This is a genomic window from Bacillus sp. FAU18, assembly GCF_056033885.1.
On the sequence record NZ_JBVYHZ010000004.1, the window covers coordinates 790,525 to 806,580 of the forward strand.

Annotated in this window: 12 protein-coding genes; 1 reads left to right on the forward strand and 11 read right to left on the reverse strand. The window is 44.4% G+C overall.

The window, feature by feature from the left end:
- Window positions 1-118: 118 nt before the first annotated feature.
- The 4 genes from mdh to AC0OMU_RS15145 all read right to left on the reverse strand — a co-directional run bounded on the left by mdh (window position 119) and on the right by AC0OMU_RS15145 (window position 4,454).
- Window positions 119-1,057 carry a malate dehydrogenase gene (gene mdh, locus AC0OMU_RS15130; protein WP_003237775.1) on the reverse strand — a complete coding sequence of 313 codons (939 nt, stop codon included), beginning with the start codon at window positions 1,055-1,057 and terminating at the stop codon, window positions 119-121.
- Window positions 1,058-1,100: 43 nt separating this feature from the next.
- Window positions 1,101-2,372 (reverse strand): NADP-dependent isocitrate dehydrogenase, encoded by a 1,272-nt coding sequence (gene icd / locus AC0OMU_RS15135; protein ID WP_014477637.1) that lies wholly within the window; start codon window positions 2,370-2,372, stop codon window positions 1,101-1,103.
- Window positions 2,373-2,536: 164 nt separating this feature from the next.
- The gene (gene citZ, locus AC0OMU_RS15140) at window positions 2,537-3,655 is read right to left on the reverse strand and encodes a citrate synthase (RefSeq protein ID WP_015483552.1); all 1,119 of its coding nucleotides are present in this window, start codon (window positions 3,653-3,655) and stop codon (window positions 2,537-2,539) included.
- A 334-nt stretch (window positions 3,656-3,989) separates the two neighbouring features.
- Window positions 3,990-4,454 (reverse strand): DUF441 domain-containing protein, encoded by a 465-nt coding sequence (locus tag AC0OMU_RS15145; RefSeq protein WP_004398695.1) that lies wholly within the window; start codon window positions 4,452-4,454, stop codon window positions 3,990-3,992.
- A gap of 96 nt (window positions 4,455-4,550) precedes the next feature.
- Here AC0OMU_RS15145 and ytvI point away from each other — a divergent pair, with 96 nt between their 5' ends.
- Window positions 4,551-5,666: a sporulation integral membrane protein YtvI gene (gene ytvI, locus AC0OMU_RS15150; protein WP_004399115.1), complete on the forward strand. Its 1,116-nt coding sequence runs from the start codon at window positions 4,551-4,553 to the stop codon at window positions 5,664-5,666.
- 32 nt (window positions 5,667-5,698) lie between these two features.
- Here ytvI and AC0OMU_RS15155 read toward each other — a convergent pair whose 3' ends face one another.
- The 7 genes from AC0OMU_RS15155 to dnaE all read right to left on the reverse strand — a co-directional run bounded on the left by AC0OMU_RS15155 (window position 5,699) and on the right by dnaE (window position 16,001).
- A complete protein-coding gene (locus AC0OMU_RS15155; RefSeq protein ID WP_015251477.1) occupies window positions 5,699-6,082 on the reverse strand; it encodes an FxsA family protein in 384 nt (127 codons plus the stop codon).
- A gap of 92 nt (window positions 6,083-6,174) precedes the next feature.
- On the reverse strand, window positions 6,175-7,932 hold the full coding sequence (gene pyk / locus AC0OMU_RS15160) for a pyruvate kinase (RefSeq protein ID WP_474241268.1): 1,758 nt from the start codon (window positions 7,930-7,932) through the stop codon (window positions 6,175-6,177).
- A gap of 42 nt (window positions 7,933-7,974) precedes the next feature.
- Window positions 7,975-8,934 (reverse strand): 6-phosphofructokinase, encoded by a 960-nt coding sequence (gene pfkA, locus AC0OMU_RS15165; RefSeq protein ID WP_003237788.1) that lies wholly within the window; start codon window positions 8,932-8,934, stop codon window positions 7,975-7,977.
- Window positions 8,935-9,117: 183 nt separating this feature from the next.
- On the reverse strand, window positions 9,118-10,095 hold the full coding sequence (accA, locus tag AC0OMU_RS15170) for an acetyl-CoA carboxylase carboxyl transferase subunit alpha (RefSeq protein WP_015384352.1): 978 nt from the start codon (window positions 10,093-10,095) through the stop codon (window positions 9,118-9,120).
- On the reverse strand, window positions 10,080-10,952 hold the full coding sequence (accD, locus tag AC0OMU_RS15175; protein WP_474241269.1) for an acetyl-CoA carboxylase, carboxyltransferase subunit beta: 873 nt from the start codon (window positions 10,950-10,952) through the stop codon (window positions 10,080-10,082). Before accD ends, accA begins: the two co-directional genes overlap by 16 nt.
- A gap of 332 nt (window positions 10,953-11,284) precedes the next feature.
- Window positions 11,285-12,517 (reverse strand): NADP-dependent malic enzyme, encoded by a 1,233-nt coding sequence (ystJ, locus tag AC0OMU_RS15180; RefSeq protein ID WP_014664951.1) that lies wholly within the window; start codon window positions 12,515-12,517, stop codon window positions 11,285-11,287.
- 136 nt (window positions 12,518-12,653) lie between these two features.
- Window positions 12,654-16,001 (reverse strand): DNA polymerase III subunit alpha, encoded by a 3,348-nt coding sequence (gene dnaE, locus AC0OMU_RS15185; RefSeq protein WP_327830630.1) that lies wholly within the window; start codon window positions 15,999-16,001, stop codon window positions 12,654-12,656.
- Between the last annotated feature and the right edge of the window lie 55 nt (window positions 16,002-16,056).

Below are 16,056 nucleotides of genomic sequence, written 5' to 3' on the forward strand. Positions count from 1 at the left end.
ACATTCCGACAATTCGCCTTTTACATCATTTTTAAAAGAAATATAGATGTGCATGATAACGCTTTCATTTATAGTAAAAAGAGAAAGGCTGTATTAAGCAAGCCTTTCTCTCTTTTTATTAGGATAATACTTTCATGACATTTTTGACAGATTCAACTGATTTATTCAGCTGCGCTCTTTCATAGTCTGTCAGTTCAAGTTCAATGATTTGCTCAAGACCGTTGCCGCCTACAATTGTAGGAACACCAAGGTAGATGCCTTCATAGCCGTATTCCCCTTCAAGATAAGCAATTGTAGGAAGGACGCGGCGCTGATCTTTCAAGATCGCTTCGACCATTTCTGTCAGAGAAGCCGCAGGCGCATAATACGCGCTTCCGTTTCCAAGAAGATTCACGATTTCGCCTCCGCCTTTTCTAGTGCGCTCCACAATTGCGTCAATCCGTTCTTTCGGAATAAGAGTTTCAAGCGGGATACCGCCAGCATAAGAATAACGCACAAGCGGCACCATATCGTCACCGTGTCCGCCGAGTACGAAACCAGTCACATCTTTCACTGACAGGTTTAATTCCTCTGCCACAAATGTTCTGAATCTTGCCGTATCAAGCACACCGGACTGGCCGATTACACGCTCTTTAGGGAAGCCTGATTCTTTGTACACCGCGTATGTCATTGCATCAACAGGATTTGTCAGCACCACAATAATAGAGTCAGGAGAATATTTCACGATTTCCCGCGTAACGCTTCTCATAATCTTTTCGTTTGTAGAGACCAGATCATCTCTGCTCATACCAGGTTTTCTTGCGATACCGGCTGTAATGACAACAATGTCAGAGCCAGCTGTATCCTCGTAATTGGATGTTCCCGTAATTTTTGCGTCAAAGCCTTGAACCGGGCTTGCTTCAAGCATATCAAGCGCTTTTCCCTTTGTCGGGTTCTCCAATTGCGGAATGTCAACAAGAACAACGTCTGCCAGCTCTTTTTGAGCGATTAAAAATGCAGTTGTAGCTCCGGTAAAACCTGCTCCGATAACAGAAACTTTTTTACGAGTATTTCCCATGTCTCTCTTCTCCTTTATGGCTAGTTTTAGGCTTTTTCCTTGCTTAGTCCATGTTTTTGATCAGTTCTTCTCCGAACTCTGAACATTTCACTTCAGTCGCCCCGTCCATTAATCTAGCAAAATCGTAAGTTACGACTTTAGAAGCGATTGTTTTTTCCATAGATTTGATAACCAAATCAGCCGCTTCGTTCCATCCTAAATGCTCAAGAAGCAGAACGCCTGAAAGAATAACCGAAGATGGGTTTACTTTATCAAGGCCTGCATATTTAGGAGCTGTTCCGTGCGTCGCCTCGAAAATCGCATGTCCTGTTTCGTAGTTGATGTTCGCTCCAGGAGCAATGCCGATTCCGCCGACTTGCGCAGCAAGAGCATCAGAAATGTAATCTCCGTTCAAGTTCATTGTCGCAACGACATCAAACTCGTTTGGACGCGTTAAGATCTGCTGAAGGAAAATGTCAGCAATGCTGTCTTTGATAATGATTTTTCCTGCTGCTTCCGCTTCGCTTTGCGCTTTGTTGGCAGCGTCTTTTCCTTCTTCTTCAGCAATTCGGTCATATTGAGCCCATGTGAAGACTTTATCTCCGTATTCTTTTTCAGCAAGTTCATAGCCCCAGTTTTTGAAGGCGCCTTCTGTGAACTTCATGATGTTTCCTTTGTGAACAAGCGTTACAGATTTGCGGCCATGCTCGATCGCATAATCAATGGCAGCTCTGACCAAGCGGCTTGTTCCTTCTTCTGAAACAGGCTTAATGCCGATACCTGATGTCTCAGGGAAACGGATTTTGTTGACGTTTAACTCATTTTGAAGGAAGCTGATAAGCTTTTGCACTTCTTCAGAGCCTTTTGCATACTCGATGCCTGCGTAAATATCTTCTGTATTTTCACGGAAGATGACCATATCAGTATCTTCAGGGCGTTTTACCGGTGACGGCACTCCAGTAAAGTATCTTACAGGTCTTAAGCAGACGAATAGGTCAAGCTCTTGTCTGAGCGCTACGTTCAAAGAACGGATACCGCCGCCGACAGGTGTCGTTAACGGGCCTTTAATCGCGATGAAATATTCGCGGATCACATCTAATGTTTCAGCAGGGAGCCACTCACCTGTTTTATTATAAGCCTTTTCTCCGGCGTAAACTTCTTTCCATGTAATTTTCTTTTCGCCTTTGTATGCTTTTTCTACTGCTGCTTCCAAAACCTTCGAAGCCGCGTTCCAAATATCAGGACCGGTTCCGTCTCCTTCGATAAATGGGATAATCGGGTTGTTTGGTACGTTTAATACTCCGTTAGAGACTGTAATTTTTTCACCTTGTGCCACAATAAAAACCTCCCAGTATGTAATTCATATTTAGAAAACATTTTATTTTTCTTAAATAGAAAACAAAATGATTTTTCCCAACATTCAATTTAAAGTGTAACCCAATTTTGATGTTCTGAACAAGAGGCTAACCTCATTGACGCAAGCCAGCCTCCAATGGTTCTTTAGGCTCTTTCTTCAATCGGAACGAATTTTTGTTTGTCAGGGCCTGTGTAATCTGCACGCGGGCGGATCAGACGGTTGTTGTCATACTGCTCAAGAATATGAGCGAGCCAGCCGGACATTCTGCTTACAGCAAAAATCGGTGTAAACAAATCATGGTCAATACCGAGGCTGTGATATACAGAAGCCGAATAGAAATCAACGTTAGGCGGAAGCTTTTTCTCTGATGTGACGATGTCTTCTATAAGAATCGACATCTCATACCATTTGCTTTCGCCTGTCAGGTTGGTCAGGCGCTTGCTCATTTCTTTCAGATGCTTCGCGCGCGGATCACCATGCTTATACACACGGTGGCCGAATCCCATGATTTTTTCTTTCTTTTCAAGTTTAGCGCGGATGTACGGCTCAGCGTTTTCCACTTCACCGATTTCTGTCAGCATTTTCATAACGCCTTCATTCGCTCCGCCGTGAAGAGGCCCTTTCAGCGCGCCGATTGCTGCAGTAATGCCTGAATAGATGTCAGAAAGTGTTGCGACGCAGACCCTCGCTGTGAACGTTGACGCGTTCAGCTCATGGTCAGCATGTAAAATCAATGCTTTGTTGAAGGCTTCAACTTCAATTGGTGAAGGCTCTTCACCGTTTAATGTGTAAAGAAAATTCTCCGCAATACCGTAATCTTCTCTCGGTTCAACAGGCTCAAGACCCTTGCGAATTCTGGAAAACGCTGCAACCAGGCCAGGCACCTTTGCCTGAAGGCGGATCGCCTTTCTGTAGTTGGCTTCCGGGTTCATGGTATCAGCCTCGCTGTCTAGCAGGCCTAGTAATGAAATTGCTGTCCGAAGAGCAGCCATGGGATGAACATTTTCGAGGGAATAAGATTTGAAGTGCTCAATAATTTCTTGCGGAACGGCAGCTTCCTTTGCAAGCTGCTGCTTTAACTCTTCAAGCTCTTTTTTGTTTGGCAGCCTTAGATGCCAAAGCAAGTAGATGATTTCTTCAAAACTTGCATTCTCTGTCAAATCATCGATATCATACCCCACATATGTAAGGGTATCATCAATAATAGAACTAACAGATGATGTTGTTGCTACAACCCCTTCAAGACCGCGTGTCGCTGTCATATATAACATCTCCTTTTCAATAAATTTCCCCTTTAAGAGTGTTGTAAAAACATGAGGCTTACTTAAAAAGCACGATGCAAGTATTTCTCTCCCCCAAAAAGAAAATGCTTACATTTTACTGGCTGCTGGTACTAAAACCCTTTGCTTATGAAAGAACATAACAAATTCTTATAAGCTTATTTAAGTTTAAGCCTATTCTCATTATAAACAATAATCAGACATTTGTTAAATGTTTACCTATAATTTTTTTTTTCATTCTGTGATTTCCCCGAAAAAACGCCTTTATTTGCGGGTTTTTGCATACAAAAAAAAGCGGCTTTAAGGCCGCTTTTTTTTATGAAGTGAACAGTTTTACGATCTGCATGGCTAAATAAGCAATCCCCGCTCCGATCAGCGGTCCCACCGCAACTCCACCAAAAAGCGCGACTGCAAGAATGGTCCCGATCACGAGAGCAGTTGTAATATGCGGATCATTTTCAAGCAGGGTCAGGCCGTTTTTTGCAATCAGCGCCACTGCGATCCCCGCTCCAAGGGCGATCCATGCGTAGGAAGACCGCATTGCTTCTCCAAGCTGCTTAAATCCGATTTCTCCCGTGGCAATCGGGACAAGAACGGCGATGGTAATAATGGTCACACCCCAGTTAATGCCTTTTGACTGGATGGTCGGAAATAATTTCTGATCAAGTCCAACGATTTTGATGATCAAAAGGACGGATACAGCAAAGAGCAATGATTGGTTTTTTGCGATAAGTGCGATGGCCAAGAGTAAAATTAAAAATAAATTCGCTTGTGTAAACACATGCCATCCCTCCTTTAAGATGAATGTATTCATATTCAGCAACAGCGTGAATACATATAAAAAATAGGACATGCTGACGAGAGGAGGACCGTTTTCGTGAATCAATCTTATATCACTATTTTTTTCAGAACCCTCTTTGTCATATCAATGACCGCAGGGTCGATAGCTGCGGCCTATTATTCGTTTCCGTTAACTTATCCGTTCCTGATCGCCCTTATTCTTTCATCAGTGATTCATCCTGTTGTCGATTATTTGGACAAAGTGACAGGATTCCCCCGAACGATAAATGTTCTGGGCGTTCTTGCTTTTTTTCTGCTCGCAGCCTTCGGTGTGCTCACCATTCTGGTAGCCGAAATCGTAACGGGAACAGCCTATCTAGCAAAAACGCTGCCTCCGCATATCAGCACGTTTATTTCATATTGCGAAAAATTGTTTACAACTCATATTCAGCCGCTCTATAACGAGTTAACTCTTTTGTTTCAAGAATTGGAAACGAACCAGCAGGCTTCCATCGTCACTCATATCCAGACACTCGGTGATTCTGCCGCTAAAAATGCCGGGCTCCTGCTGTCCCACATTCTAGAGATGATCCCGAGATTTTTCGCTCTTCTTCCCAATACGGCGGCGGTTCTGATTTTTTCTCTTCTGGCAACCTTTTTTATGACAAAAGATTGGCATAAGCTGAAAGCCATGCTTGTTTTAATTCTGCCGGATCGTGTGACAGCTAACAGCAAAGCGATCAGCAGCGAATTAAAAAAAGCAATGACTGGTTTTATCAAAGCACAAGCCGTCCTCGTTTTCATCACGATGGTGATTGTATTTATCGGCCTTTCTCTCTTAAAGGTTGAACACGCCGCAACAATTGCTTTTTTAATCGGGCTTGTAGATCTTCTCCCTTACTTAGGTGCCGGCTCCGTATTTGTGCCCTGGATTTTGTATTTATCGATTACGGGCCAGCTGCCCCAAGCGATCGGAATTGGTATCCTGTACCTCGTCGTTCTTATTCAGCGGCAGCTGACAGAGCCCAAGATACTAAGTAAATCTATCGGGATCGATCCGCTGGCAACGCTCATCGCCCTGTTTGCCGGCTTTAAATTATTCGGGTTTTTAGGACTGATTGCGGGACCGGCTGTACTCGTCATCATCCAAGCTTTCATCACAACAGGCGCATTAAAAGAAATATGGTCCTATATCACCGTTCAGCAAAAATAAAACGGCAGCCGTTTTTTCATGGCTGCCGTTTTTTATTTGATGATGATCCGCTTATTCTTCGACATTCCTCTCAGCCATTTGAACAGAATCGGCTTACACCAGCCGCGGGTAAATGGGATAAGAAGACAGGCGCCGGCCAAATCTGATAAAAAGCCCGGAAGCATCAGCAATAGACCGCCGATGAAAATGCACAGACCGTCAGCAATCGCTTCCCCCGGCATTTTGCCATATTGAAGATCACGCTGAACCTTATAATACACTTCGGTTCCTTGTTTTTTTGCAGCTGCTGCGCCGATAATGCCCGTCAGAATCATGAATAAAACTGTCGGCAAAATGCCAATCAGCTTGCCTAAAAACAGGAATATGCCGATTTCTATTGCCGGAAACACAATAAAAAGCAAAAACAAAAATCTCATATCCAAGCCCCCCACACGTGTAACACGTTCTGTTCAACAAAAGGCATGATAAAGAGAAACGGAAGGGATTCCCCTTCCGTTTTCACCTGTAATTAAAGAACGCTCGCACGGCCTTGATAGACTGCGCCTCTGGAAGCGTCAACTGTAATATCCTGGCCATCTGTCAAAATAGATGTCGCATTTTCCAGACCCACGATAACCGGGATGCCAAGGCTTAATCCGACTACCGCAGCATGGCTAGTCAAGCCGCCTTCTTCTGTAATAAGAGCAGACGCTTTTTCAAGGGATGCAATCATATCACGGTCAGTGCTTTTGGTAACAAGTACCGCACCGTCCGTCATTTTTTGCTCAGCTTCTTTTGCATTTTGTGCAACGACAACCGGACCGTAAGCTGATTTGCGTCCAATGCCTTGCCCTTTAGCGATGATATCGCCGACAGTATGAACCTTCATTAAGTTTGTAGTGCCGGACTCACCGACAGTGCCTGCTGTAATAACGATAAGATCGCCGTGTTTTACAATTCCGCTGTTCAATGATTTTTGGACAGCATCCTCAAGCATCTCATCTGTTGAGCTCGCATTTTGGCCGCTTTCTGCGAATACGCCAGATACGAGGGCAAGCTTTCTGGAAATAGAGTCATTTACAGTAACCGCAACAATCGGAGCCTGCGGACGGTATTTTGCAATCATACGTGCTGTATGGCCGCTTTCTGTCGGCGTTACAATCGCAGCAGCATTCAGGTTAATCGCCGTATGCGCGACAGATTGTCCAATTGCGTCTGTAATTGTCATGCCCACTTGATCTCTGCGTTTTGAGAGAATTTCTTTATAATTTAAAGCTTCTTCAGAACGGGACGCGATGTTATGCATTGTTTGAACTGCTTCAACCGGATAGCTTCCGGCAGCAGTTTCACCAGAAAGCATGATCGCATCTGTTCCGTCGAAGATCGCGTTTGCAACGTCACTTGCTTCCGCACGAGTCGGACGCGGGTTGCGCTGCATGCTGTCAAGCATTTGTGTTGCTGTAATAACAGGTTTGCCCAGCGCGTTGCATTTTTTGATCAGTTCTTTTTGCACAAGCGGCACTTCTTCAGCTGGAATTTCCACACCTAAGTCTCCGCGTGCAACCATTAAGCCGTCAGACACTTCGAGAATCGCATCGATGTTGTCAACGCCCTCTTGGTTTTCGATTTTAGGGATGATTTGAATATCCTGAGCGTTGTGCTCTTCAAGAAGCTCACGGATTTCGAGCACATCCGTAGAACGTCGAATGAAAGATGGTGCGATGAAGTCTACTCCTTGCTCAATACCGAAAACGATGTCTCGCGCATCCTTTTCAGTAATACCCGGAAGATTGACACTTACGCCCGGTACGTTAACACCTTTTTTATTTTTGAGTGTTCCGTTGTTTAATACTCTTGTTTTGATTTCGCGTTTAGCGGCATCTACATCAAGTACCTCAAGACCGATAAGGCCGTCATCTAACAGAATCGTTGAACCTTGTTCAACGTCATGGACTAAACCTTCATATGTCACTGAAATTTTATCTGTTGTTCCTACAACCTCGTCCATTGAAATAATGAGCTCTTTGCCTGTTTCAAGCTCAATACCGCCGTTTTCCATTGTATGTGTGCGGATTTCAGGACCTTTTGTATCAAGCAGAATACCAACGTTCTTGCCAAGTTTTTTGCTTGCTTCGCGGATATTTTTAATTCTTGCACCGTGCTCCTCAAAATCTCCGTGAGAAAAGTTTAATCGAGCCACGTTCATTCCTGACTCCATTAATTTCGTAAGCATTTCAATACTTTCACTTGCCGGACCGATGGTACAAACAATTTTAGTTTTTCTCATTTGGTTCACTTCCTTCTGAAATCTTCAGCCTTCAGCTGTACATTAGATAGACAGTTCTTTTGAAAGCTGATACATGTTTTGCTCAACTGTGTGTTTTGTCTCCAGTATTTCTATAATATCATGGTCTACAAGCTTATTGTTTTGTATACCTACACAGCGTCCGCCTTTTCCTTCAAGCAGCAGTTCAACTGCATATGCGCCGAGACGGCTTGCTAACACACGGTCAGCAGCACTCGGAGAACCTCCGCGCTGGATATGGCCCAATACAGATACCCTAGTTTCAAGGTTTGTTTCTTCTTCGATGCGTTTCCCGAATTCAACACCGCTGCCTACACCTTCGGCAACAATAATAATACTGTGTTTCTTGCCGCGTTCGTGGCCGCGTTTTAAGCGAGCAATGATTTCGTGCATGTCATAGTCTGCCTCAGGGATTAAGATCGATTCCGCGCCCCCTGCAAGACCGGCCCACAATGCAATATCGCCGGCATGACGGCCCATTACTTCGATTACATATGTACGTTCATGAGAAGTCGCTGTATCGCGAATCTTATCAATTGCGTCAATTACTGTATTTAAAGCTGTATCGAAACCGATTGTAAAATCAGTGCCCGGAATGTCATTATCGATTGTACCCGGTACACCTACACATGGAAACCCGTGTTCCGTTAATTTTTTCGCACCCATATATGAACCGTCTCCGCCGATAACAACAAGGCCTTCAATACCAAGCTTCTTCAAGTTTTCTATCCCTTTTTCACGGCCTTCAACTGTTTTGAATTCAGGACACCTTGCCGTATAAAGCTTAGTTCCTCCACGATGTATAATATCGCCTACTGATCCGAGTTCAAGCTTTTCAATCTTTCCGCTGATCAATCCCGCGTATCCGTTGTAAATACCGTAAACTTCAACGTCATGATAGATCGCCTTTCTGACTACTGCGCGAACTGCTGCGTTCATTCCCGGGGAATCCCCGCCGCTCGTTAATACCCCTATACGTTTCATTCTCCATTCACCTCAGCAACATATATGATTAAACATAACATGATCATTGCCCTAAAAACAATGAAAAGGGATCTCCATCCTCCCTATGAAACCTTACCTATTATACAATTAAATAAATTGTTTTTAAATAAAATTTAAGGAATGTCACAAAAAATAAACGTGAGCCAAAGGCTTCACGTTTATTTAGTTTACCCCGATATATTGATCTTCAACCGAGACTTTGCCAATTGCTTTATATTTTTCATAGCGCTGCTGAACTAATTCTTCTTCGCTCAGCTTCAGCAAAGTTTTTAACGATTGTTTAAGGGTTTCGTCCATATAGCTTGCCTGCAGCTTCACATCATGGTGCGCTCCGCCTTTTACTTCTTTAATCATATGATCTATAATACCTAATTCTTTTAAATCCGGCGCAGTGATTTTCATTGTTTCTGCTGCTTTTTTAGCAAGACTGGAGTCCTTCCATAAAAGTGCCGCGGCACCTTCCGGAGAAATAACAGAATAAGTAGAGTTTTCCAGCATATGCAAGTGATTGCCTACACCCAGACCAAGGGCTCCGCCGCTTCCGCCTTCACCGATGACGATGCAGATAACAGGCACTCGAAGGCCGGCCATCTCAAACAGGTTTTTGGCAATAGCTTCACTTTGACCTCTTTCTTCAGCTGCTCGTCCAGGGTATGCCCCCTTCGTATCAATAAAACAGATAATCGGTCTGTTAAATTTGTCAGCCTGTTTCATCAGACGAAGCGCTTTTCTGTAGCCTTCAGGATGCGGCATCCCAAAATTGCGGACTAGGTTTTCCTTCGTGTCTTTGCCGCGCTGATGCCCGATTACCGTTACAGGGAGGCCGTGGAACTTCGCAATCCCGCCAACAATGGCTTCATCGTCCCCGTACGCTCTGTCTCCGTGACATTCAAAAAAGTCGGTAAACAGGTGTTCGATATAATCAAGAGTTGTCGGACGGTCCGCCAGACGCGCAATTTGAACCCGGTCCCATGGCTTCAGATTTTTGTAAATATCATCCTGAAGCTTAGCGAGACGGTCTTCAAGCCGTTCGATTTCCGCACTTAGATCCATATCGGAATCTTGGGTGAATTTTTTTAGTTCGGCGATTTTGGATTGCAGTTCAATCACCGGTTTTTCAAATTCTAATCTTGGAGCCACTCAATGTCACCTCCTGTTTGATGCATATCCAGCAGATTTTCTAACGTTTTTTTCATATCGTCGCGATGAATAACCGCATCAAGCTGTCCATGTTTTAATAAAAATTCAGCCGTTTGGAAGTCCTCAGGCAGTTTTTCTCCTATTGTCTGTTCAATAATCCGTCTTCCGGCAAAACCGATCAGCGCGCCAGGCTCAGCGAAATTGTAATCGCCAAGGGATGCAAAGCTTGCTGATACGCCTCCGGTAGTCGGATGCGTCATTACTGAAATAATAAGACCCTGTTCTTCACTGAACAGTTTTAACGCAGAGCTTGTCTTAGCCATCTGCATCAAACTTAATACGCCTTCCTGCATTCTAGCACCGCCTGAAGCCGTAAAAATAATAAACGGAACTTTATCAGTTTTTGCTTTTTCAATCGCAAGCGTGATTTTTTCACCGACGACTGAACCCATGCTGCCCATTCTGAATGAAGAGTCCATGACGGCGACAACAGCCGGGTGTCCGCCGATGGTGCCCTTGCCTGTCACAACAGCCTCGTTTAAGGATGTTTTCTCGCGATCTTTTTCAAGCTTTTCCAGATATCCCGGGAAACCAAGTGGATTTTCCGAGAGCATTCCCTGATTGAATTCCTCAAAGGATTGTTCATCCATCAAGCTTTCGATACGCTGTTTTGCGTTCATTGGGAAATGATAATCGCAGTTCATGCATACCCGCATATTTTTATCCAACTCTTTAGTGAGCATGATTTTTTTACACTTAGGACATTTTGTCATAATGCCTTCCGGAACATCGTGCTTCGCTTGATCAGATGGTACGGAAGCATACTTTTTCTTTTTCGTGAATATATCCTTTAACAAATGATTACCTCCCTTTTGTGAAGGGTTCTCTTCACCGCATGTCATCAAACAGATAGACTTGCTAATAACTTTACCGAAACTATTGTACTTTTTTTGTCAAACGCTGTCATCCTCAATTCGACAACTTTTTATTCGATGACGTGCTCGGAAAGGCTTGTATGAAATCAGATAAGGTGTTGAAACGACAAGGTTGACAGCGCATTCAAAAATAATGTTAAACCCGGCTGAAATTTTTTTAAGGCTAACCCCCTAAAAAAATTTCAGCCGTCAGTTTAACTTGAGAACAGCGCGCCGGTCTCCGCCAACGCGCTGCCATTTTTGGAATGAATTAATTATTCACCAATAATCGTAAGTTTTCTTGTTTTTTCTGCGACTTCCTCAGGGTCAACAGTGATTCTTGCAACACCTGTTTCCATCGCAGCTTTTGCCACAGCCTTCGCAACAGCAGGCGCAACACGTTTATCAAACGGTGCAGGGATGACATAGTCTGCGCTAAGCTCATCTTCTGAAACCAGTGAAGCAATGGCTTCAACCGCTGCGATTTTCATTTCCTCGTTAATATGAGTGGCACGCACATCAAGCGCTCCGCGGAAAATACCAGGGAATGCAAGAACATTGTTTACTTGGTTCGGGAAATCAGAACGGCCAGTTCCGATAACGCTTGCTCCGGCTTCACGCGCATCTTCCGGCATGATTTCCGGATTTGGATTTGCCATTGCAAAGATAATTGGATCTTTTGCCATGCTTTGAACCATTTCTTTTGTTAACGCGCCTGCTACAGAGACACCGATAAATACGTCAGCATCAACGATGACATCTTTCAGAGAACCGTCTTTGCGATCTTGGTTCGTGAACTTCGCCACTTCATTTTTGACATCGTTCATGCCGTTCGGGCGCCCTTCATAAATGGCCCCTTTGGAATCGCACATCACAATGTCGCGAACGCCATAATGATGAAGAAGCTTGATAATCGCAATGCCAGCCGCACCCGCGCCGTTTGCGACAACTTTAATGGATGACATGGATTTTCCAGACAGTTTCAGCGCGTTCACAAGACCTGCTACGGTTACAATGGCAGTACCGTGCTGATCATCATGGAAAACCGGGATGTTTGTTTCTTTTTTGAGGCGCTCTTCAATGATAAAGCAGTTTGGCGCTGCAATATCTTCAAGGTTGACGCCGCCAAATGTCGGTTCCAGCAATTTTACAGTTTCAACGATTTTATCAACATCGTTTGTGTTTAAAGCAATCGGGAACGCATCTACGCCCGCAAAGCTTTTGAAAAGAACAGCTTTCCCTTCCATAACAGGAAGCGCCGCTTCAGGGCCGATGTTTCCAAGGCCAAGCACAGCTGTACCGTCAGTTACAACTGCTACCATGTTCCCCTTCATTGTATAATCATATACTTTGTTAATGTCTTCATGAATATCCTTACACGGTTCTGCAACACCCGGAGAATACGCGAGGCTTAAATCTTTCGCATTTCTGACCTCTACTTTTGATTTAGACTCCAGTTTCCCCTGGTTGACTTTATGCAGGTGTAATGCTTCTTCTCTTAATGACATTCTCCTAAACACTCCTTATGGATATTTTTTGATTCGTATACTGCTGCGTTGATTGCTGCATTCTGCGGAGTAAATCTATCTGAATATTTAAACAGGATCACATAATTGCTCCAATTGTATAACAAAAAGCGAATCGTTACCACTGTTTTAAAACGACGTTTTTTTGACCCAACAGCTCTTTTAAGCGATATAACACCTGGTGATCTGCATTGATATGGAACGACTCAGGTAGCTTAATCGTCTGTTTTTGCCTTTCATAATAGAGATAAACGCCTGTTTCCCCTTTATGCTCCAGCAAAATGCGCTTAATCTTTGCCAGGATCTCCTGGCTGTGCTGACTGCTTTCTATTTTTATATAAACCGATGGCGCTTTTTCTGCATCCATATTTTCTAATAATTCTGCCCGGGACATGATGAATTGAATCTTATCTTGTCTTACTTCGCATTTCCCCGCTGTGAACAAAAGAGCGCCTTCTCTTAAAACGGGTGAAAGCTGTCTGAATTGTTCAGGGAAGACTACGGCTTCCATCTCGCCGGTTTCATCACTGAGCGTTAAAAACGCCATGTTTTGACCTGTTTTCGTCCGAATCGTTTTGATCTTCGACAGCAGAACGCCTAGTGAAAGCTGCCTTTTGACTGCCCGCTGAGCCTGCAGAATGGAGACTGCTCCATGCGCAGTGAGCTGTTTTCGGAAGGCGGAGAGCGGATGATTTGAAAAATAAATGCCGAGCGTTTCCTTTTCAAATGCAAGTAAATCCACTAGCGGAAGCTCTTCCGTTTCCACATACTTCGGCTTAATTGAAAACGATTCATCTAAAAACAATCCCATTTGGTCATCGTCCGCGGCGAATAGCTCAGCATGTTCCAAAGCAACATCAATGGATGCGAGCAGCGTGGCCCGGTTTTGGCCGAATTCGTCCATCGCACCAGAAAAGATAAGTGCTTCAAGCATTTTGCGATTTACGCTTTTTGACGGCACCCGAAAGCAGAAATCGAAAAGATCTTCAAATGGTTTCTCTTTTCTTGCTTTATATATATCTTTGACTGCTGAGACGCCTACACTTTTTATCGCGCGGAGGCTGTATCTGACAGATCCGTTTTCAACTGTAAACGGAAAACTGCTTTTATTCACTGACGGAGGAAGGATACGAATCCCGCTCCCCTTTGCTTCGTAAAGATATTGAGAGATTTTATCCTCATTGCCAATGACGCTTGTCAGCAATCCGCACATAAAATATAACGGATAATGAGCTTTCAAATACGCAAGCTGGCACCCGATCATGCTGTATGCCACCGCATGGCTTCGGTTAAAGCCATAGTTTGCGAATTTGACGATTAAATCGTAGACCTCATTTGCAGTGTCTACAGAATACTCCTTTTTTAAGCACCCTTCAACAAAATGGCTTCGCTCTCTGTCCAGGATTTCTTTTTTCTTTTTGCTGACCGCCCTTCTCAATAGGTCTGCTTCGCCTAAAGAAAACCCCGCCATACGGGAAGCAATCATCATAATTTGTTCCTGATACACAATGACGCCATATGTATCTTCCAAAATGCTCCTTAAATCTTCATGAGGATAGTGAACAGGCGCCCGGCCGTGTTTACGGTCGATAAATAACGGAATATTTTCCATCGGACCCGGCCGGTACAGTGCATTGACCGCCACAATATCTTCTAGGCCTGAAGGTTTCAGCCGTTTCAAGACGCTTCTCATCCCTGCAGATTCAAGCTGGAAAATGCCTGTCGTATCCCCTTTTGACAGCAAGGAGAACGTTTTGTCATCGCTGTAGGAAATACTTGAAAGATCTATTTTAATATTTTCTTCTTTTTCAATCATTGAAGTGATGGATTCAATAAGTGTCAGGTTCCTCAAACCTAAGAAATCCATTTTTAAAAGGCCCAAGTCTTCAAGATGGTCCATCGCGTATTGCGTTAAATAGATCCCTTCATGCCCTTCTTGCAGCGGAACAACATCTGTTAACGGTTCTTCACTCAGGACAACGCCCGCTGCGTGGGTTGATGCATGCCTTGGCAGCCCTTCTATTTTCCGGGCAATTGAATAGACTTGCTGAAGCAGGCTTGACTCCCGAAGCCGCTTATCCAGCTGCGGTGACTGCTGTCTCGCTTCATCCAGCGTCATTCCCGGTCTTGAAGGAATGAGTTTTGCAAGCTGATCTGCCTCCTTCGGGCTGACGCCGAATACTCTGCCGACGTCCCGGAGCGCCGCCTTTGCCGCAAGTGTTCCAAAGGTGATAATCTGTGCGACGTGCATTGCACCGTATTTCTGCTGAACATATTGAATGACTTCATCCCTTCTAGTATCAGGAAAGTCAATATCAATATCCGGCATGCTGACGCGTTCGGGATTTAAAAATCTTTCAAACAGAAGGTGATGCTTAATCGGGTCAACATCTGTGATATACAGCACATATGCCACAAGAGAACCTGCCGCAGAACCCCTTCCCGGTCCTGTAACAATCCCTTTTTCATGGGCGTGCTTCATAAAATCCCACACGATCAGAAAGTAATCGCTGAACTTCATCCGCTTGATGACATCAAGCTCATATTGAAGACGGCGAAGGTATCGTTCATCAGCCTTGCCGAAACGGCTGCGGAGCCCCTCCATACAGATATCCGTTAAATAATCATCAGCGGACGTTCCGTCTGGGGTCGGAAAAGACGGTAGACGGGTCTGCCCGAGACTGACGTCAACCCGGCATTGTTCCGCGATCTCTACAGAAGCTTGCAGTGCCTCGGGATGCTCTCGATAAATGTTTTGCATTTCTACGAGTGGTTTCAAATCGAGATCAGGCAAATCTTCAGCGGGTGCATCCGTCAGTTTTTCCCCCGCTTTAATCGCTTTCAAACAACGGTAGGCAGCCTTATCTTCCTTCCTTATGTAATGCACATCGCCTGTGGCCGTAACAGGGATACCCGTTTCTTCTGACAGCTTTAGAATCTGCTCAGACAAGACTTGATTCCCTTTAAAAGGCTGATAGGAGAAATAAAAAGCTCCCTTTCCGAATATAGACTGAAATTCCAGCGAGGCTTGAGCAGCCTGTTCGAACAGCCCTCCTTCAAGAAGCGTTTCAATATATCCTTTTTCGCCGGGCGTTATTGCGATAATCCCTTCTCGATAACTGTGAAGCCATTTCGGCTTCAGTCCGCCTTTTGATTTAGATTGCAGAACGCTGCTGATTTTCAGCAGGTTTTGATAGCCTGTATTTGATTTTGCCAGCAGGACGAGCGGGTATGCTTCAAGCTCGCTGTCATCCGTAAAAACAGAAGCCGTCAAACCGATTATTGGGTTGATCCCTCTCGCCTTGCAAGCTTTATAAAATTGAATAGCTCCGTACATGACATGATCATCTGTCAGCGCCAAAGACGCATATCCGAGCCTGTCAGCTTCACTGACGAGCTCTTCCACAGCCGCGGCGCTGTTTAGCAGGCTGTACCCGCTATGCACTTGCAGGTGAACAAAAGACATGCTATCACCTCTTTCTCATTACGATCCATTTCTTCCTTCATTATAAGGCCGGTTT